The 19,027-nt window shown below is 29.5% G+C and carries 19 protein-coding genes; 1 reads left to right on the forward strand and 18 read right to left on the reverse strand.

Annotation, left to right across the window (positions count from 1 at the left end; genetic code table 11):
• Nucleotides 1-115: 115 nt before the first annotated feature.
• Nucleotides 116-1,120 carry a hypothetical protein gene (locus KIB46_RS00650; protein ID WP_291670012.1) on the reverse strand — a complete coding sequence of 335 codons (1,005 nt, stop codon included), beginning with the start codon at nt 1,118-1,120 and terminating at the stop codon, nt 116-118.
• 247 nt (nt 1,121-1,367) lie between these two features.
• Here KIB46_RS00650 and KIB46_RS00655 point away from each other — a divergent pair, with 247 nt between their 5' ends.
• Nucleotides 1,368-3,110, forward strand: coding sequence for an NFACT RNA binding domain-containing protein (locus tag KIB46_RS00655; RefSeq protein WP_291670014.1), 1,743 nt, complete (start codon nt 1,368-1,370; stop codon nt 3,108-3,110).
• Nucleotides 3,111-3,143: 33 nt separating this feature from the next.
• Here KIB46_RS00655 and KIB46_RS00660 read toward each other — a convergent pair whose 3' ends face one another.
• From KIB46_RS00660 to KIB46_RS00740, 17 genes are all read right to left on the reverse strand, one after another.
• Nucleotides 3,144-4,313, reverse strand: a complete 1,170-nt coding sequence (locus tag KIB46_RS00660) for a class I SAM-dependent RNA methyltransferase (RefSeq protein ID WP_291670016.1) — start codon at nt 4,311-4,313, stop codon at nt 3,144-3,146.
• 12 nt (nt 4,314-4,325) lie between these two features.
• A complete protein-coding gene (gene pyrR / locus KIB46_RS00665; RefSeq protein WP_156561203.1) occupies nt 4,326-4,862 on the reverse strand; it encodes a bifunctional pyr operon transcriptional regulator/uracil phosphoribosyltransferase PyrR in 537 nt (178 codons plus the stop codon).
• 12 nt (nt 4,863-4,874) lie between these two features.
• Entirely contained in the window at nt 4,875-5,792 is a 918-nt protein-coding gene (locus KIB46_RS00670) for an RluA family pseudouridine synthase (protein WP_156561202.1), read from the reverse strand.
• A gap of 113 nt (nt 5,793-5,905) precedes the next feature.
• Nucleotides 5,906-6,511, reverse strand: a complete 606-nt coding sequence (locus tag KIB46_RS00675) for a DivIVA domain-containing protein (protein WP_156561201.1) — start codon at nt 6,509-6,511, stop codon at nt 5,906-5,908.
• A gap of 15 nt (nt 6,512-6,526) precedes the next feature.
• Nucleotides 6,527-7,294, reverse strand: coding sequence for a YlmH/Sll1252 family protein (locus KIB46_RS00680; protein WP_156561200.1), 768 nt, complete (start codon nt 7,292-7,294; stop codon nt 6,527-6,529).
• Between the two features lie 2 nt (nt 7,295-7,296).
• Nucleotides 7,297-7,557, reverse strand: a complete 261-nt coding sequence (locus KIB46_RS00685; RefSeq protein ID WP_156561199.1) for a YggT family protein — start codon at nt 7,555-7,557, stop codon at nt 7,297-7,299.
• Between the two features lie 9 nt (nt 7,558-7,566).
• Nucleotides 7,567-8,025 (reverse strand): cell division protein SepF, encoded by a 459-nt coding sequence (sepF, locus tag KIB46_RS00690; RefSeq protein WP_156561198.1) that lies wholly within the window; start codon nt 8,023-8,025, stop codon nt 7,567-7,569.
• Nucleotides 8,026-8,700 carry a YggS family pyridoxal phosphate-dependent enzyme gene (locus KIB46_RS00695; RefSeq protein WP_156561197.1) on the reverse strand — a complete coding sequence of 225 codons (675 nt, stop codon included), beginning with the start codon at nt 8,698-8,700 and terminating at the stop codon, nt 8,026-8,028. It abuts the gene before it with no gap.
• Nucleotides 8,701-8,791: 91 nt separating this feature from the next.
• Nucleotides 8,792-9,520, reverse strand: a complete 729-nt coding sequence (locus KIB46_RS00700) for a DUF881 domain-containing protein (protein ID WP_291670025.1) — start codon at nt 9,518-9,520, stop codon at nt 8,792-8,794.
• Between the two features lie 9 nt (nt 9,521-9,529).
• Nucleotides 9,530-9,871, reverse strand: coding sequence for a DUF1290 domain-containing protein (locus tag KIB46_RS00705; RefSeq protein ID WP_027097658.1), 342 nt, complete (start codon nt 9,869-9,871; stop codon nt 9,530-9,532).
• 13 nt (nt 9,872-9,884) lie between these two features.
• Nucleotides 9,885-10,613, reverse strand: coding sequence for a DUF881 domain-containing protein (locus KIB46_RS00710; RefSeq protein ID WP_156561195.1), 729 nt, complete (start codon nt 10,611-10,613; stop codon nt 9,885-9,887).
• 11 nt (nt 10,614-10,624) lie between these two features.
• Nucleotides 10,625-11,290 (reverse strand): FtsQ-type POTRA domain-containing protein, encoded by a 666-nt coding sequence (locus tag KIB46_RS00715; protein WP_291670333.1) that lies wholly within the window; start codon nt 11,288-11,290, stop codon nt 10,625-10,627.
• Between the two features lie 347 nt (nt 11,291-11,637).
• Nucleotides 11,638-12,759: a stage V sporulation protein E gene (gene spoVE / locus KIB46_RS00720; protein ID WP_291670031.1), complete on the reverse strand. Its 1,122-nt coding sequence runs from the start codon at nt 12,757-12,759 to the stop codon at nt 11,638-11,640.
• 25 nt (nt 12,760-12,784) lie between these two features.
• The gene (mraY, locus tag KIB46_RS00725; protein ID WP_156561192.1) at nt 12,785-13,759 is read right to left on the reverse strand and encodes a phospho-N-acetylmuramoyl-pentapeptide-transferase; all 975 of its coding nucleotides are present in this window, start codon (nt 13,757-13,759) and stop codon (nt 12,785-12,787) included.
• Between the two features lie 36 nt (nt 13,760-13,795).
• Nucleotides 13,796-15,160, reverse strand: a complete 1,365-nt coding sequence (murF, locus tag KIB46_RS00730; RefSeq protein WP_156561191.1) for a UDP-N-acetylmuramoyl-tripeptide--D-alanyl-D-alanine ligase — start codon at nt 15,158-15,160, stop codon at nt 13,796-13,798.
• Nucleotides 15,161-15,252: 92 nt separating this feature from the next.
• Complete coding sequence (locus tag KIB46_RS00735) at nt 15,253-16,710, reverse strand: UDP-N-acetylmuramoyl-L-alanyl-D-glutamate--2,6-diaminopimelate ligase (protein ID WP_291670035.1); 1,458 nt, start codon at nt 16,708-16,710, stop codon at nt 15,253-15,255.
• A gap of 39 nt (nt 16,711-16,749) precedes the next feature.
• Nucleotides 16,750-18,969 carry a stage V sporulation protein D gene (locus KIB46_RS00740; RefSeq protein WP_291670037.1) on the reverse strand — a complete coding sequence of 740 codons (2,220 nt, stop codon included), beginning with the start codon at nt 18,967-18,969 and terminating at the stop codon, nt 16,750-16,752.
• Nucleotides 18,970-19,027: the final 58 nt, after the last annotated feature.

The following is a 19,027-nucleotide window of genomic DNA, read 5'->3' on the forward strand; positions in this document are numbered from 1 at the left end:
TGCAATCTATTATCTATATTTCTTCTTGTCATCATAAAATATCACCTGTGATATTTTATCAAAAAAACGAAAGGGTGTCGACTTTGTCGACACCCTGAGGTAAGATTTCTCTTACCTATTTTACAAAAGTATATTCATTTTTTGATTGTGAAACTTTTCTTATTGTCCCATCTTTACTTATACTATATACTTCTTCTAACTCAGGGTCTGAATTACTTCCAATGAATAAAATATTCCCCTCTTCATCTACTGATAATCCATATCTAGTTGCTTTAATACTACTAGGAAAATCAAAGAGTAGCCTATAATGCTTACCATCTTGTAATTTATATATAGATAGTATTCCATCATTAAATTCTCCTAAAGCATAATAAACTCCATCAACATTAACTATATCATATAATCTAGTTATATCTTTAGATATAGTTTTCACTTCACTAGTTTTACTATTAATAACTTGAAGGACTTTCTCATCATTAATAGTTTCCTGTAATATAACTATACCTTCAGAGTCTGTACTTAAATACTGAACTATACCACCATCAAGCTTATAAAGTAACTTTTCTTCACCATTTTCTAGATTATATGTAAAAATACCATTAACTCCTTCATTATTCACTCCATAGTAAACTAAAGTATTAGAATCTATCCAATCTAAATAATGCCCTGATATACCTGTATCAGTATTAAAATCTACATATTCACCATTTGACAACTTAATTATCTTATAGGTAGTAACTCCATCTACATTTCTATATAATGATAGATATTCACCACTTGGCGACATTTTTAATCCATCATCTCCAATTTCAATATTTGAAAGCTCAATTATTTTACCACTATAAAAAACAATATACTTACCATCTTTTTGTGCAATATAATTATCGCTATTATGCTCATATAATCCTATTACTTCATTATTATTAACCTTCTCATACTTTCCCTTTATATAGTTATAATTTGAATAATTTCCTCCGTCATTTTCTATAATTGCTCCCTTATTTAACTTAATCCCTTCTACAATTTCAACATCATCAGTAGGTTTACTACATGACATTAAAAATAAAGAACAGAATAAAATACCTATTGCCCTAATTCTCCTACTTCTACTAATCTTCATCTCTTCTCCCTCAAATCACATTCAGTATTATATTCTATACATTTCTATATATAAAAGCACTATTTCCGTATTACATAATACTCTTTAATATGACCAATTACAATATATTTTATTAATATATTTACTTCTATCTTTTCACTAATAATTCCTTCTTATTTTGTGAATAAAAATATTACAAATTCATTACACTTAACTTACCATATGTTTAATGGTATACTAAGTTTATTATATTGAAAGGAAGAATAATATGGCACTAGATGGAATATTTTTAAACAGTTTAATTAATAATCTTAAAGATGTATTAATAGATAGTAAAATAGATAAAATTAATCAACCAGAAAAAGATGAAGTAATATTAACTATTAGAAAAGATAGAAAGAACTATAAGCTTCTTATATCTGCTTCTTCAAAATTTCCAAGGATTCATTTTACTGAAACTTCTAAGGAAAATCCTCTTAAAGCACCAATGTATCTTATGGTTTTAAGAAAGTATCTTACCTCTGGTAGAATTGTCGATGTATACCAAAAAGATGGAGATAGAGTTGTAATCATTAAAGTAGAATCAAGGGATGAACTTGGATTTGATAGTGAATATTCTCTTATAGTTGAAATAATGGGTAGACACTCTAACATTACTTTAGTTAGAAATAGAGATAATAAAATAATGGAATCTATAAAGCATATAACACCAGATATTAATAGTTATAGAGTATTATATCCTGGAGCTACTTATGTTGAACCACCTAAGTCTACAAAACTAAATCCTTTTAGATTAGATATTAATGAAATGACTGATTATATTAAGGAAAACAACTTAGAATATAATGATTTATTTTTCTCTAATCTTTTAACAGGAGTTTCAAAACCACTTTCAAAAGAACTTTATGAAAATTCCTTAAAGGAGAATATATCTCCTAGTAATTTTTCATCATTATATAAGTATACAACAAGTTCAATAAATGATATTTGTAACCATCCTTCCTTTAATATTATTACGGATTCCGATGGTATATATAAGGACTTTTATTGTGCTAATTTAAATTCTTATTATAGTGGTTATAAAAATATAAAATATGAAAATCCATCTCTTATACTTGATGATTTCTTTAGAACTAAAGATAAACAAGATAGATTAAATAATAGATCCATTTCTCTTCAAAAATTAATACACACTAATATAGATAGATGTAATAAAAAGTCTAAAATATTAAATGGAAATATTAAAGAAGGTGCAAAGAAAGAGGGCTATAAAATAAAGGGTGATTTACTTACTTCTTATATTTACATGATAAAGCCTGGAGATGATAAAATCTCTTTATTAAACTTTTATAACGATAATGAAGAAGAATATTTAACTATATCTCTTGATCCCAATAAAAGTCCTTCTGAAAACATTCAAAAGTACTATAAAAAGTATAATAAATTAAAAAAATCTGAGGAATGGGCCTTAGAACAACTTGAAAAAAATGAGGATGAATTAAATTATTTAAATTCTGTTTTAACCAATATATTAAATGTAGAATCCTATGATGAAATTGAACAAATTAAAAAAGAATTAATTGAAACAGGATATATTAAATTTAAAAATACATCTAAAGGTAATAAAAAATTAAAGGAAAGCAAGCCTCTACACTTTTTATCATCTCAAGGCATAGATATTTATGTAGGTAAGAATAACTTACAAAATGACTACCTAAGTCTTAAATTTGCAAATAGAAATGATATGTGGCTTCACACTAAAAACATCCCTGGATCACATGTAATTATACAAGCAAATCCTGTAGATGAAATTACTTTAGAGGAAGCTGGAATTATAGCTGCATATTATAGTAAAGGTAAAAATGATTCTAAAGTATCAGTTGATTATACAGAAGTTAAAAACTTAAAAAAACCAAATGGAGCTAAACCAGGTATGGTTATATATTATACTAATAAAACTATGTTTGTAGACCCTAAGGACTATGAAAGCTTAAAAATACAAAAACTATAATAAAAGAACCAGAGAAAATCCTCTGGTTCTTTTTTAGCTATTTCTAATCATTTCTTGTATTACAGTACTACCTTCATTCTTAATTAAATCATTATCAAAGTATTGGTAGTAATAACATTTTAATTTACCATTAAATAATTTTCTGTTTTTTGTTGCCTTTCTTCCAAATGGCTTTTCAAAACCTTCATATGATGTAAGAATATTAAATTCCCAATTTTTATAGTCTTCCTTATACTTTCCAAACTTTCTATAAAGCTCTTCAACTTCTCTCTTATCACTTAATCTTTCACCATATGGTGGATTAGAAATTATAAATCCATATTTTCTCTTATTAGAAAACTCTCTAAAATCTCTCTTATGGAATTCTATCCACTGACTTACACCTGCTTTAGCTGCATTATTCTCTGCTGTTCTTAAAACCCATGTATCTATATCATATCCAACAAGTTTAATATCTTTATTTTTTATAGATTTTCTTGCACCATCTCTAACTCCATTAAAAATATAAAGAGGCATAGTTGGCCATGTTTCACATACAAATTCTCTATTTAATCCTGGTGCTATATTTTGAGCAATCATAGCAGCCTCAATTAAAATTGTCCCTGAACCACAGAAAGGATCTATAAGCTCATAAGAATCTTGCCATCTTGATTGAAGTACCATAGCTGCTGCTAAAGTTTCTTTTAAAGGTGCAGCTCCTGAATTTTCTCTATATCCTCTCTTATGTAGCCCTTGCCCAGATGTATCTATTGTTAAAGTTACCTTATCTTTTAATATAGCAACCTCTATTTTATATACAGGCCCATCTTCCCTAAATTCTGTTGTACCATAAGCTTCACTCATGCTAGTTATAATAGCTTTTTTAACAATGGATTGACAATCAGGAACACTGTATAAAGTTGATTTCACTGACTTTCCTACAACATGCATCTTACCGTTCTTAGGTATTAATTTACTCCAATTTACCTTCTTTGTTCCTTGGAATAATTCTTCAAAGCTTCTAGCTTCAAACTCTGCCATTTTAATTAAAACTCTATCAGCAGTTCTTAAATGGATATTAGCAATAGCAATATCCATTTCATCTCCCTTAAAGTGTACTTTACTTGTATCAACTTTAACATCATCATAGCCTAAAGCTCTTAATTCTTTAGCTGTTATACCCTCTATACCAAAAGTAGTGGTAGCAATTAAATCAAAATCCATATGTTATTCTCCTTAGTCTTCATAAATCTTTACTGAATCTTCGTTGTCTATTTCTTTTATACTTACTGCAATTTTTTCATTCTTTGACGTAGGAATATTTTTACCAACATAGTCAGCTCTTATTGGAAGTTCCTTATGACCTCTATCTATTAATACTGCTAATTGTATTCCTTTAGGTCTACCTGTATCAATAACTGCATCAATTGCGGCTCTAACTGTTCTACATGTATATAACACATCATCTACTAATACTACTTTCTTGTTATGAATATTTACACCTAGGTCTATGTTTTTTACTTTTGGAGACTCTCCCGTTAATGTTAAATCATCTCTGTAGAAAGTTATGTCTACACTTCCTACCGGTACATTTATTCCTTCAATATTATTAATTTCTGCTGCAATTCTTTGAGCTAAAGGATATCCCCTTCTTTTTATCCCTACCAAAACTATGTCTTCGACACCTTTATTTCTTTCAATAATTTCATGAGATATTCTTATTAAACTTCTTTTTATAGCTTTATCATCAAGCAAGTTAGCTTTTAAGTTCATAGCTTACCCTCCCTATACAACTTCACTTCTTAGTTTTTCCAACATTTTTTCAAAATATAATGGTAATTCAGATGAGAATTCCATATATTCTTTCGTTCTTGGATGAATAAATCCTAACGTTTTAGCATGTAGCATCTGACCATCCTGTCTATATTTACTCTTCTTAAATCCATATAATGGATCTCCAACTAAAGGATGACCTATAGAAGACATATGAACTCTAATTTGATGAGTTCTTCCTGTTTCTAAAACACATTTTACTAATGTAGTATTCTTATATCTTTCTACTACTGTATAATGAGTTACAGCTCTTCTTCCACCTTCTACAATTCCAATTTTTAATCTATCTTTCTTACTTCTTGCTAAAGGCTTATCAATAGTACCTTCATCCTCTTTAATTCTGCCCTCAACTAAGGCATAATACTCTCTTTTCATAGAATGATCTCTTAATTGATCTGATAAAAAGTTATGAGCCTCATCATTCTTAGCCACAACTAAAACTCCTGTGGTATCCTTATCAATTCTATGAACAATACCAGGTCTTATAACTCCGTTTATAGAAGATAAATCATTACAATGATATAACAAAGCATTTACTAAAGTTCCATTATAATTACCTGGAGCAGGATGTACAACCATTCCTTGAGGTTTATTAACAACTATTACATCCTTATCTTCATATAGTATATCTAATGGTATGTTTTCCGCTTCTACTTTTAAGTGTACAGGTTCTGGCATAACAACTTTCACTTCATCAAAAGACTTTAATTTATAATTACTTTTTATATTATTGTCATTAACTAAAATATTTCCTTTTTCAATTAACCCTTGTATAAAAGATCTTGACTTATCATCAAAAATTTGTGATAAGTACTTATCAATTCTTTCTCCTTCAAAGTCAGCACTAATATTAAAAATAGTTTCTTCCATTCGTTAAACTCCTCTGTTTCTATTCCATAACATTATAATATACCTATGTTTAGCCGGTCAACTTATGACATTAAAAACACCACAACATTTGTTGTGGTGTTATATGTATAATACTAATCTTCTTTAGAAGCAAAGAAACTCTTTATTTCGTCTATGTTATCAGTTAGAATATCTTCTTCTATTGTTTTAAATGATTCTTCATTAAATTGAACTTCACTATCAATTGCAGCTTCATCCTCTACAGGAGTTGAAATATTATAATTCTTAGTTACATCCTTTTCTAAATCATCAAAAGTTTCTAACTGAGTATTTATAAAGTTTCTAAACTTAGCTCTAAATTTAATAAATTCTTGTTTTACTCTATCATATTCATCATTTATTTGAATAACATCTGCATGAGCTTTATCAACTATTCTTTGTGCAGTTTCATTTGCATTTTTAACTACTAGTTCTGCTTCTTTTTCTGCTGAACTCTTTGCTTGATCTGCAGCATTTTGTGCTAAAACTAAAGTATTTTGAATAGTACTTTCTATTTTAGAGTAATGTTCTATTTGTTCTGTTAATGAAGCAACCTTCTCTCTTAATTTAGAATTATCTTTATATAATTCTTCATAGTTTTCTACGACTTCATCTAAAAATTCATCAACTTCCTCTGGATTATACCCTCTTAATCCTCTTTTAAATTCCTTATTATTAATGTCCATTGGCGTAAGTTTCATAAAATCCCACCTCTATTATGTATATTTTTTTATAATTACTTTATATTTACCGCTTTTACTATTCCCAACTATATCTCCCAAAATAAACTTTCCCACTCCTCTTATAGTTATTCTCTCACCACTTAATACTTCTTTGCTTTTATCTCTAATGGTATTATAATCAACTAAAACTTTACCCGCTTCTATTACATCTTGAGCCTTACTTCTAGATAATTTCATTACCTTAGATACTATAGAATCTAGCCTTAAAGATGGTATTAAAATAATCTCTTCTTTAAATTCAGGTGTAAAAGGTATAAAATCCTCTTCTAAGAGAATAACCTTACAGGGTGATTTGCCTACTGTTTCTAAATTACTTATTATATAATCAGCAATTTCTTCACATACAGGTAAATAGCATTCTCCATTTTTTATAATTAAATCTCCAAGTTTATTTCTCTTTATCCCTAGACCTAAAATTGATCCTAAATAATCTCTATGACTAGGTATGGTAAACTTAGATGTATTTACTATTTTTAATATCTTCATAGGAAATGGAATTTCATAAATATTATTGAAAGATATCATTCTTCTCTCTGCGTCTTCAAAAAAACCAGATGATGTTACTTTAAAATCATTAGTGCTTGTAAACTTCTCAAAAAACTTCCATATGTTAGGCGGATAAAAGTTATTACCAAACAAGGATATGTCCTTTTCATAGGATAACTCGTATTTTTCATATAAGTTTAAAACTTCTAACCTATCCTCTTCATTGAAACTTTGTAATAGAGTCTTCTTATCCATTGTTAAAATATCATATACAATAGTCTTTCAACTATTTGAATCGCAAATATTGCAAATATTGGTGATAAGTCAATAGGTAAGTTTCCTAAGAACTTATATTGGATTTGCCTAAAAGGTTCTAACAATGGGGAAGTTATACTATTTAAAAATCTCATTATTTCATTGCCTCTATCTTGAATTATCCATGACCCTAGGCATTCTACAACTATTATTACTTCTAATACTCTAAAAAAAGTAGAAACTAGATTTAGTAACATTCCCATTATATTCACCTACTTTGTCCAACTAAATAATGCTTTTGAGCTTAATTCATTCTTTAATTCATTAGTTACTTCTACATTTGATGGTGAAAGTATATATACACCCTTTTCAATTTGTTGAAGTTCTCCACCTAAAGCATAACAAGATCCACTAATGAAATCTAATAATCTTTGAGCTATTCTAATTTCAAGAGCTGTTGTATTTACAAGAACTATTCTTCTATTTTTTAATGCATCACATATTTCTGTAGCTTCTTCATATGCTACTGGCTTAGTTATAGTTACTTTTGCAGATGATGAAGTGTGAATATTTACAACCTTATTGTTTTTCTTATTTTGAATAACAGGTTCAATAGCTTCTTCTAATCCATCTTCACCTTCTAATTCGTCTAAATCGTCAAACTCCTCATCATACTCATCGTATTCTCCAAATCCTAAAAAAGATTTTAATTTTGTTTTCATGTCACTCATTTACTTTTCCTCCTGTAAATTATAATTTCTCTTTCCGAAGATTCCCTCTCCAATTCTAATGAAATTTGATCCTTCTTCTATAGCAATATGATAATCATGTGTCATGCCCATAGATAAAATTTCCATTTTTATATTTTTAAATTCCTTAATTTTTAATGAATCAAAAATATCCTTTACCTTTTTAAAATAATACCTATTACTTTCTTCATTTCCCTTTGGTATAACAGCCATTATCCCTTTTACTTTAACAAATTTACATTTTTCAATGGCTTCTATTAAAGTATCTAAGTCTTCTTCAAGTAAACCACCTTTACTTTCTTCACGACCAATATTTATCTGAATTAAAGTATCAGCTATAATATTCTTTTTACCAAATTCTTTTTCTATAACTTCTAATAACTTAATACTAGAAAGGGAATGAATAAGAAAAGTTTTACCCACCAAATATTTCACTTTATTAGTTTGAAGGTTCCCAATAAAATGCCATCTTACATCTTTATGAAAGTTCTCAAACTTATCTTTGAGTTCTTGGACTTTATTTTCTCCAAAATCCCTAATTCCTGCATTATATGCTTCCTCTAGTTCATTTAGAGGTTTAGTCTTAGAAACCGCTAATAATGTAACTTCATTTGGTATATTACTTCTTAAACTTTTTATATTATTCTTTATATCCATAGCCGTTTCCCTCCTAATAAGAGCAACTAATCCTTTACTATAAAGTAATTCTGCATAAAAGTTAAATATCCTTCATAATATTATAAAAATATTATTTATTAATATCTTCTTCAGCATATTCTACATCATGATTGCTAGCTGCTGGCATTATAATTTCATCACTTTTTTCAATTGTAACGTCTAACCCTCTAATTTGCTTTAGTATTCTTAAATGACTTCCTTCTGAATTTAGGGATTCTTCCATTAACTCAGCATTTCCTATTACATATATTTTAAAAGGCGCTGCTTCTCTATCTCCATCATCAAATCCTATAAAAGCACTATTACATACAACAGCAGTATTTGGAGTGACCCTATGGTTATTTACGGAAATAGCCTCTGCACCACTACCTCTTAACTCATTTATTAATAAAGCCATATCACTATCATGAAGTATCTTATTCATTACTTCATAATCTGTATCTTCATCAAAGTTAATAATGGCATCATTAATTGTAATTATAAGTCCAGGACCTTTTACTTCATTTAGCCCTGTTAACATTCCATAATCACCCAACTGATTCCTCATATCTTCTAATACTTTTCCATTAACTTTATCATCATTATTATACTTTTCTATTTTTTCTTTAAATTCCTTATTACTTTTTTCAAGCAAGCTTATTTGTTTATATAGTTGTGTCCTCTCTTCAATAGCATCTTGATATTCCTTTGCTGTTAATTGCCTTGAAGTTATTCCATCAAAATTGAAGTTAATTGCAATTAATATCCCTACTATCAGTGTTCCAATGAAAAGAGCAATCTTTGCGCTCTTATTTTTCATTTAATCACCTCATTGCCTACTTTTATATTTTTCTATGATCAATCTTCTTATAATAGCAAAGTTATCAAATATTCTTCCACCAAAGACAATAACTGCTGCTATATATATAGGAATTCCCAATTTATCCCCTAAATAAGCTAAAGCTGCTGCTAACACTGCGTTTCCAAAAAAGCCAGATATAAATATATCAGCTTGAAAGTTCTTTGATAAATTTGCTCTTACTGCACCAAAAACTGAATCTAAGCAGGCAAGAATAGCTACTGACATATATGGCGAAAATCTTTCTGGTATATTTACATCAAAAACAACTCCTAATATAATTCCAAATAAAAGTCCTATGATTGCTATCATCAATTCTTCCTCCCTACTCCTTTACTGGTGTAATAAAATCGGTTCTATATGATTCTGTAGTTTTTTCAATAAATATATCATCTACAACCTTATAAGTAACATCATAATTATCCAAAGCACCAAACTTTAAAGCTCCAGGGAAATCTAATGCTACATTTAGCTTAGTTTTGTCTCCTATAGCTTTTATTACAATTGTTTCTTTAGGACTTACTTTTCTTCCTGATGTTCCTAACCATATTATACTAGTTCCAGAAGAGTTCATTATACCAGTTTGAGCAGTTATTCTATAATCATTAATTGATATAGCCTCTGCCCTAGCATACCATAAAGTATTTACTAAATGTACAAGTTCAGCACTTCCTAAATCTACACTTGTATCAGTAGCATTACTAAATATTGGTGTCTTAGGCTTTATAGTAACTATAATTCCTGGCCCTTTAACATCTACTGTTCCAAGCTGTATTCTTGCGTTATCAAGTGCTTTCTTCACTTCTAAGTCAACCTTACCACTTTCAGCAGCACTTTCTTCTAACTTTTTTATTTCCTCAGTAAGTTTTGAGTTTGTAGCTGATAGTTCTTCTTTCTCTTTCTTTAAACTTTCAACTTCACTTATTATATCAGTATTATTTATATTGCCATCAGTACCATCTTTTTTTGCAAGCATTTTAAACTGATATGCAAGTAAGAATCCTAATAATGCACATACTACTGCAACAAATATTTGTGATGTTTGCTTTTTCATCTTACTCCTCCTTATTTATAATCTGGTGAACCTTCATGGCTAACCTTTATATATTCTTTTGGCTTTGCCTGAATGTATATATTCATAGCATCACTTAACTTTTTAGTTAAGTTTTCATCATTTCCTAATAATACTTGTATATCACCAAAATAAATTTTCATATTTGACATATCATTAACATCTAATGATGTAATACTAACCCCCTTATTATCTTTTTGCATTTTCTCTTCAGCTTTATAAAGTAAATTTAATACTTTTTCCAACCTTGTATTTTCCTCTATTTTCATACCCACTTCTTTATCTTTAGTATTTAGACCTTTTATTTCAATTAAATTTTTACCCTCTAATGAATTTGTTCTCTCTAATAAATGCAAATCTTCGGAAATTATATCAAAGCTATTTCCATTCTTTTGATAATATATTCCTTTCTTTTCATCCACATTAACTTCCAAAGTTTTAGGTAATTTCTTAGATATTGTAACTGTAGCTACATATGGATTTTGCATTAACTTTTTTATTAACTCATCTGTATTAAAAATAATTATATTGCTACCTTTAGCTTCTTCTACATTTGTTTTAATAAACTCTCCCGTTATTAAAGAATCTCCTTTATACACTATTTTTTCTACACTAAAGAATTCTGTTTTGTAAGCTACAAAAGTTAGTATTCCTAACAATAATATAAGGAGTAATATACATCTCTTAATTAATCTTTTTTTCCTCTTTTTTCTTATATAAATATTGTTGCTTTTTACCATGATCCATCCCTATTCCAAACTTTTTATAAATTAACATAATATACACTTTTCCTCCTTATATCATACCACTTTATATTACCTATTTCATTAAAAAAATATCATAATTAAGATATTTTTTATAATTATCTATTTAATCTATCTTTATTTTTTCATAAATAATTGTATAAAAAAGGTGGGGTTTATATTTATAAAATTATTATCCTTGATTTTATATATTTTCCTAAAGATAAAAAATACTACTGCACATTTTGTACAGTAGTATCTTATTAATCTTCTTTACCTACACGTTGTCTAGATATATTTAATAGCACGCCCATTGCCGTCATGGTTATTGCTAATGATGTTCCCCCATAACTTATAAAAGGAAGCGGAACTCCAGTTACAGGCATTGAACCTGTTACAACAGCTATATTTATTATTGCTTGGAATCCAATTATACTTGTAATTCCCATAGCTAATAATGAACCATAAGTATCTCTTGCTTCCATTGCCACCTTAATACCTCTCCATATTAGAAATACAAATAGAGATATTATCACTAAACACCCTATTAAACCTAATTCTTCACCAATTATAGCGAATATAAAATCATTATGTGGTTCTGGCATATATATTGTCTTTTGTCTTGATTGACCTAAGCCTAATCCTGTAAGTCCCCCTGCTCCTAGTGCATAAAAAGACTGAATAAGCTGATATCCTTTATCTGCTGCATCTTTCCAAGGATCTAAGAAATTTAACATTCTATCTCTTCTATATGGCTCTCCTAAAGCAAAAACCAAGGCAGCTGCAACAAGAGTTGGAGCTACAACTCCAAACATATGCTTATTCTGACCACCTGCTACAAATAGTAGCACAAAAGTTACTATCATAATAAGAGCTGCTACACTAAGATTCTTTTGTGCAAGAACCATACCTGCGTACAGTCCCCCTACACATAAAGGTGGAATAACTCCATGCCAAAAGTCTTTTATTCCATCACCCTTTTTAGTTAAATGCCACGCTAAAAAGAGGACAACTACATATTTGGCCAACTCAGAGGGTTGAAAGGATAATGGTCCTAGCTTTATCCATCTATATGCACCATTTGTTGGTTCAAATAAATAAACAGCAAAAAGTAATGGAACAGTAACTACCATTAATATTCCTGTTACTCTCTTTAACTTATGATAGTCAATAGCCATAAAAATAAATAAGGCTACTGCTCCTAAAGCACAAGCAATTAACTGTTTTTTTAAGAAGGCAGTACTATCATTGTTCTTAAACATTGCAAAATAAGAACTTGCTGAATATATCATTACAGTTCCTATAGCTACTAAAATAAGCACTGTGTAAAAAATGCCATAATCTATAGTCCCCATTTTTCTTTTTTTGGGTCTACTTTTCATCATACATAAATCCTCCACCTATCTATTACTAAAGTGAAACAAAACCTATAATGCATAATATTAAAGTTATTATAGAAAATACTGTTACTATCTTTACTTCTGACCATCCACATTGTTCAAAATGGTGATGTAATGGAGCCATCTTAAACACTCTCTTTCCAGTCAACTTAAATGAAGTAACCTGAATAACTACTGAAAGTGTCTCAGCAACATAAATTCCTCCAACTATTAAAACTACTAATGGAGTCTTTAATACCATCATAATTGTGGCTAATGCTCCACCTAATGCTAATGATCCTGTATCACCCATAAACACACTTGCTTTATATGCATTGAATTTTAAAAATCCTATTAATGCTCCAACTAGGGCTATAGCAAACACTGCTACGCTATAATGCCCCATATTAAAGGCTAAAATACTAAAGAAAGTAAAAACTAACGCACTTACAGAAGTAGCTAAACCATCTAATCCATCAGTTAAGTTAACTGCATTTGTAATAGCAGCGTAATAAAAAATTACAAAAGGTATGTATATCCACTTCAAATCTATAGCAAAGTCTGCAAATGGTATTGATATTGATGTTCCTACAAACTTATATCCATAGTAAGCTAAAGCTATAGAAAATACTATTTGAAGTATAAACTTTTGTCCTGATTTTAACCCCTCATTATCTTTATGAATAATCTTTAAAATATCATCTAAAAAACCTATAAGTCCAAAAGCTAGAGTTCCATATAAAACTATCATACCTTCACTAGTAAACTTATATCTCATTACAATCATTACCAGCGTAATAGAAATTAGAAATATTAATCCTCCAATAGTAGGTGTTCCAGCTTTTTTCATATGGCTTTGTGGTCCATCTTTTCTTATATTTTGACCAAACTTAAGCTTATGAAGCATTGGAATTATTATAGGTCCTAGTATTAATGAAAAAACTAGTCCTAACCCAAATGCTATTAATACTGTTCTATTAAAAAATCCACTAAATAATTCCCCCATCTTTTCTGCTGCTTTATAAGCAGCTCACCTCCTTCGTTATATATCTAAATTTTCTAGGGCTTTTACTATTTCTTCAAACTTAACTCCTCTAGATGCCTTAATTATTATAGCATCTCCTTCTTTTATTACATTTCTTAAGTCTTCTATTAAGTCTTCTTTTGTGCTATAAAGCTTAACACTATCTTTTTTAAACCCTATTCTATAGTTTTCTTTTTCTTCACCTGTTGAAATTAGTAGGTCTGCCTTATTAGTAGCATACTCCCCAACTTCTTTATGTGCCTTCTCTGACTCATTACCAAGTTCATTCATATTTCCTAAAATAGCTATCTTTCTTTTACCCTTTGTATTTCCTAATACATCTAAAGCAGCTTTCATTGAATCAGGACTAGCATTATAACAATCATTAATAATTGTAAACTTATCTTTATTTATAAATTGTAATCTCATAGAAGTAGCTTCTAAGTTGTCTAATCCCTTTATCATATCTTCATAGCTTACATTAAGTTCTCTACAAGCAGCTATACCAAGCAAAGCATTTAATACGTTATGTGCTCCTACCATAGGAAGATTAAACCTATATTCGCCTTCTTGGCTTACTACAGTAAATGATGTTTCTTTATCTGTTAATTCAATGTCTTTTGCTTTAAAGTTAAAGCTTTCATCATATCCTGTTTTTATAAGTTTATAGAAATCACTTTTTACATTTGGAAGATATTCATCTTCCCCATTAACTATTAAAACATTATCCTTTGTAAAGAAATCAGTAATTTCCATTTTTGCTTTTAAAATATTTTCTCTTGTTTTCAAATTTTCTAAATGTGATAACCCAATATTTGTTATAAGTCCAATATTAGGTCTTGAACATTCTGCAAGCTTATGTATCTCTCCTAAATCACTCATTCCCAATTCTAGAACAGCTACATCATATGTAGAATCTAATTGAAATACCATAAGAGGCAAACCAACTTCATTATTAAAGTTTCCTTTAGTTTTAAATACTTTATACTTATTGCTTAAAAAGGCTGCAACTAAATCTTTTGTAGAAGTCTTTCCTGTAGATCCAGTAACTCCAACTACCTTTATTCCTAGTTTATTTCTATAATAATGGGCAAGGTCTAATAAAGCATCATATGTATTTTTGACTTTAATAATTATTCCTAAACCTTTAATATCTTCTAAATCACCTACAACTTCATCAATTATAGCTATAGAGGCACCTTTTTCTAATGCATCCTTTACATAGATATTACCATTAAAGTTTTCACCTTTTAATGCTATAAAAACATTATCTTTTTCAATTTTTCTAGTGTCAGTATTTACATTATTGAAATTTCTATTTTCATTATCTACTAGAATTTCACCCTTTACTGCTAGTACTAATTCATCAAAGCTTAATTCCACGTTATCTACCTCTTCTTCCTATAACATTCAACAATATGTGGAATACTGCCTATGCAATATTCCACATAATTAATTATAATATAAATATTAAACTAATATTCCTTTTCTTTTTCCTTTAATATTTTATCAACAATTTCTCTTTCGTCAAAGTGTATTTTACCACTTTTTAATTCTTGATAGGTTTCATGACCTTTGCCAGCAATAACAATTACATCTCCAGCTTGTGCTAAATCAATTGCTCTTTTAATTGCCTCTTTTCTATTTTCTATAACTTCATAGTTATTTTTATTTATACCTTTAATAATATCACCTATAATGCTCATAGGATCTTCTGTTCTTGGATTGTCAGAGGTTATTATTGCAATTTCAGAGAGTTCTGTTCCTATTTTCCCCATTTGAGGCCTTTTAACTTTATCCCTGTCTCCTCCACAACCAAATACAGATATAAGTCTATTTATTTTAAATCCATTTACTGTGGTTAAAATATTTTGTAATCCGTCTGGTGTATGTGCATAATCGATTATTATTGTATAAGGTAACTTATATTTTTTTCCTACTTTTTCACACCTTCCAGTAACAACAACATCTCTTATGCCATTTTTTATTGATTCAATAGATACCTTAAGGGCTAGGGAAGCCCCTATAGCACCAAGAGAATTATAAATATTAAATTCACCTGGTAACCCAACCTTTATAGTTTCTTTTTTCCCTTTAATATTAATATCATAAGTTGATAATTCACTTTCACACTTTTCATTAAAGGCTTTATAATCTGATTCTCTTTTTATAGAATAGGATACTGATTCCCCAGATATTTCATCTATTATTCTCTTTCCATAATTATCGTCAACATTTACAATACTTATACTACTTTCTTTAAAAAGCTTTAATTTAGCCTCATAATAATTTTCAAAGGTTTTATGAAAATCAAGATGGTCGCGAGTAAGATTTGTAAATATACCAACATCAAAATTAATTCCATATACCCTATCAAGGGCTAGAGAATGTGATGACACTTCCATTACGCAATACTCACATTTTCTCTCTACCATTTCATTAAATAACTTGTATAGTTCTAGAGATTCTGGTGTTGTTCTTTCTGAAGGTATTATTATATTTCCTATATGATTTGAAATTGTTCCTACAAGTCCTACCTTATGTCCTTCTTTTTCTAAAATGCTTTTTATCATAAAGGTTGTTGTTGTTTTCCCGTTGGTTCCTGTAACCCCAATCATTTTCATTTTTTTGTGAGGATTATTATAGAAGGTGGCAGAGACTATAGCTAATGCTTTCCTAGTCTCCTCCACCTTTACTATAGTTGTTTCTTTATTATCTAATTGTATATCTTCTTCACATACAATCACTTTTGCACCTTTTTTAACAGCTTCCTTAGCATACTTATGGCCTTCTTTTTTTAAACCTTTTATACAAAAGAAGATATCTCCACTCTTTACATGTCTGCTATCATAACTAATACCATTTATATCTACACTTAAATCACCTTGAATTATTGTATAATTGCTTTTTTCTAAAAGCTTTTGAAGAATCATTTTTTACCTCTATTAATTATTAAAAGAAGTTCTTACTCATTAATCTCCATAGTCATTATTTAATTCAAGTTTAACTGTTGTTCCTTTTTCAATTAATTCACCATAAGGAATACTTTGACTTTGAACCATTCCTTCACCATCTACCGAATACTTAAGTCCTAGTGAGCCTAATAGCGCTGATGCTTTCTCTAAAGAATATCCTCTAATATCAGGCATTATAACTCTTGTTAAGTTTTCTGATTCGCCCTCAGTATAAAGTGTTATTTTCGATCCTTCTTTTACTGCATATCCTGGGAATGGTGTCATTGATTTTACATAGGATCCATTTCCAACAACTTCACACTCTAACTTTTGTTCTTTTATAATCTTTTTAGCTTCTTCTATATTCTTTCCTCTTACTTCTGGAACTGTAACTTCTTTTACTATTGAAACAGCATTTTCTGATGAGAACTTACCTTCCAAGTAATTGAATATATTTGTAAATAAAGTTTTAGCATATGGTGTACATACAGGACCTGCATAATACACTCCAGTTCCTGGTTCATCTACAGATATCATGACAGTTACCTTTGGATCATCTACAGGGGCCATACCCACAAAAGTTGATAAATACTTGGAAGATGAATAAGTACCATTTTCAACTTTTTGTGCAGTACCTGTTTTACCACCAATATGATATCCTTCCATGAAAGTACCTTTTCCTGATCCTGAAGTAACAACTCTTTCAAGGTATTTTCTTAATTGAGCTGTATTTTCTTCAGATGCTAATCTCTTAGTTGTAGCTTCAAAGGATTCATCAATTACTCTTGTTCCATTGTCATCTTTATGAGTAATTTCTTTCATTATATGAGGTTGAATCCATGTACCTCCATTAGCTACAGTATTAAATGCAGCCATATATTGAACAGAATTTACTGTGTTAGTTTGTCCAAAAGATATTGTAACTAAGTCTGTAATTGACATATCTGCAGCCTTCTTTATAATTCCCTTTGCTTCACCTGGTAAATCCACACCAGAAATTTGTCCAAAACCAAATTTCTTAATATACTCAACTAAGGTTTCACTACCAATCTTTTCACCAAGCTGCATAAATCCAACGTTACATGAATTCTGAATTATTTCTCCAAATGTTTGAGTACCATGTCCTCCAGACTTCCAACACTTTATTCTTCTATTACCATATGTTAGACTTCCATTACAGGTGAATGTATCATTTTCTGAAACCAAACCTTCCTCCATAGCAGTAATAGCAGTAATTACCTTAAATATAGATCCTGGCTCAAAGGTATCATTTACTAACCTATTTCTCCACATTTTTTGAAGTTTTTCTCCGTCAGTTTCTCCTGTAAAATTCTCTATTCCATCATAAGGATTATTAGGATCAAAATCAGGTTTATTTACCATAGCAAGTATTTCTCCTGTCTTAGGGTCCATTACTAAAACAGAAACTGCCTTAGCCTTATGATCAATTAATGCTTGAGAGGCTACATTTTCAGCAAAAAATTGTATATTTTCATCTATGGTTAAAGTTACATCTTTTCCATCAACGGGATTAGTAAATTGTGAAATTGTGTAAGGGAATCCTCCACTTTGACTTTCTAGCTCAGTTATCTTTCTTCCTGGAACACCAGAAAGTACACTATTATATTGTAACTCTATCCCTGTAAGACCTTCACCATCACTATTTGTTGATCCTAAAACGTGGGACAAAAAAGACCCATTAGGATAATATCTTTTAGTATCTGGCGAAACAATTATTCCAGACAATTTTTTATCCTTTATTAGTTTCTTTAAATTATCAGCTTGTTCTTTTTCTATCCTTCTTATTAAAGTAGCTGCACCTGCATCTTTACCACTTGGAAGTTTTGTTTCCAACTTTTTCTGAACATCTTTAGTTTCCATACCTACTGCTTCAGCAATTAAAGGTGCAAGCTCTGCACTAGACTTATATCCATTATTATTTTCTATGCTGTTTTTATAGTATGATCTAATTGCATTTAAGTCAAAATCAACTCTATAAACATTAGCAGAAACAGCTAGTTCCACACCATTTCTATCTAATATTCTCCCTCTTCTAGCATCAATTTTTACTTCGCTTGTCCACTGCTCCTTGGCCATTGCAGAATATTCAGCATGTTTTCCAATCATTATGTAAGCTAGTCTTACACTTAAAACAAAGAATAGAAACGTCAACCCTACTAGAGCCAAACTCATTCTCTTCTTCATTGAAGCTTTGTCTCTGAATCTACTATTCTTCACTCATATTCCTCCATCTATCATTGTTCCAGTAGCTAAGTCATATAAAATATAAGGGATG

It is taken from the genome of Clostridium sp., assembly GCF_018372875.1.
Lineage (GTDB): Bacteria > Bacillota > Clostridia > Clostridiales > Clostridiaceae > Clostridium.

Excerpts from the sequence above, each read along its gene's own strand:
- KIB46_RS00650 (WP_291670012.1), bottom strand. The coding sequence starts at position 1,120 with ATGAAGATTAGTAGAAGTAGGAGAATTAGGGCAATAGGTATTTTATTC.
- KIB46_RS00655 (WP_291670014.1), top strand. The coding sequence starts at position 1,368 with ATGGCACTAGATGGAATATTTTTAAACAGTTTAATTAATAATCTTAAA.
- KIB46_RS00660 (WP_291670016.1), bottom strand. The coding sequence starts at position 4,313 with ATGGATTTTGATTTAATTGCTACCACTACTTTTGGTATAGAGGGTATA.
- pyrR (WP_156561203.1), bottom strand. The coding sequence starts at position 4,862 with ATGAACTTAAAAGCTAACTTGCTTGATGATAAAGCTATAAAAAGAAGT.
- KIB46_RS00670 (WP_156561202.1), bottom strand. The coding sequence starts at position 5,792 with ATGGAAGAAACTATTTTTAATATTAGTGCTGACTTTGAAGGAGAAAGA.
- KIB46_RS00675 (WP_156561201.1), bottom strand. The coding sequence starts at position 6,511 with ATGAAACTTACGCCAATGGACATTAATAATAAGGAATTTAAAAGAGGA.
- KIB46_RS00680 (WP_156561200.1), bottom strand. The coding sequence starts at position 7,294 with ATGGATAAGAAGACTCTATTACAAAGTTTCAATGAAGAGGATAGGTTA.
- KIB46_RS00685 (WP_156561199.1), bottom strand. The coding sequence starts at position 7,557 with ATGGGAATGTTACTAAATCTAGTTTCTACTTTTTTTAGAGTATTAGAA.
- sepF (WP_156561198.1), bottom strand. The coding sequence starts at position 8,025 with ATGAGTGACATGAAAACAAAATTAAAATCTTTTTTAGGATTTGGAGAA.
- KIB46_RS00695 (WP_156561197.1), bottom strand. The coding sequence starts at position 8,700 with ATGGATATAAAGAATAATATAAAAAGTTTAAGAAGTAATATACCAAAT.
- KIB46_RS00700 (WP_291670025.1), bottom strand. The coding sequence starts at position 9,520 with ATGAAAAATAAGAGCGCAAAGATTGCTCTTTTCATTGGAACACTGATA.
- KIB46_RS00705 (WP_027097658.1), bottom strand. The coding sequence starts at position 9,871 with ATGATAGCAATCATAGGACTTTTATTTGGAATTATATTAGGAGTTGTT.
- KIB46_RS00710 (WP_156561195.1), bottom strand. The coding sequence starts at position 10,613 with ATGAAAAAGCAAACATCACAAATATTTGTTGCAGTAGTATGTGCATTA.
- spoVE (WP_291670031.1), bottom strand. The coding sequence starts at position 12,759 with ATGATGAAAAGTAGACCCAAAAAAAGAAAAATGGGGACTATAGATTAT.
- mraY (WP_156561192.1), bottom strand. The coding sequence starts at position 13,759 with ATGGGGGAATTATTTAGTGGATTTTTTAATAGAACAGTATTAATAGCA.
- KIB46_RS00735 (WP_291670035.1), bottom strand. The coding sequence starts at position 16,710 with ATGATTCTTCAAAAGCTTTTAGAAAAAAGCAATTATACAATAATTCAA.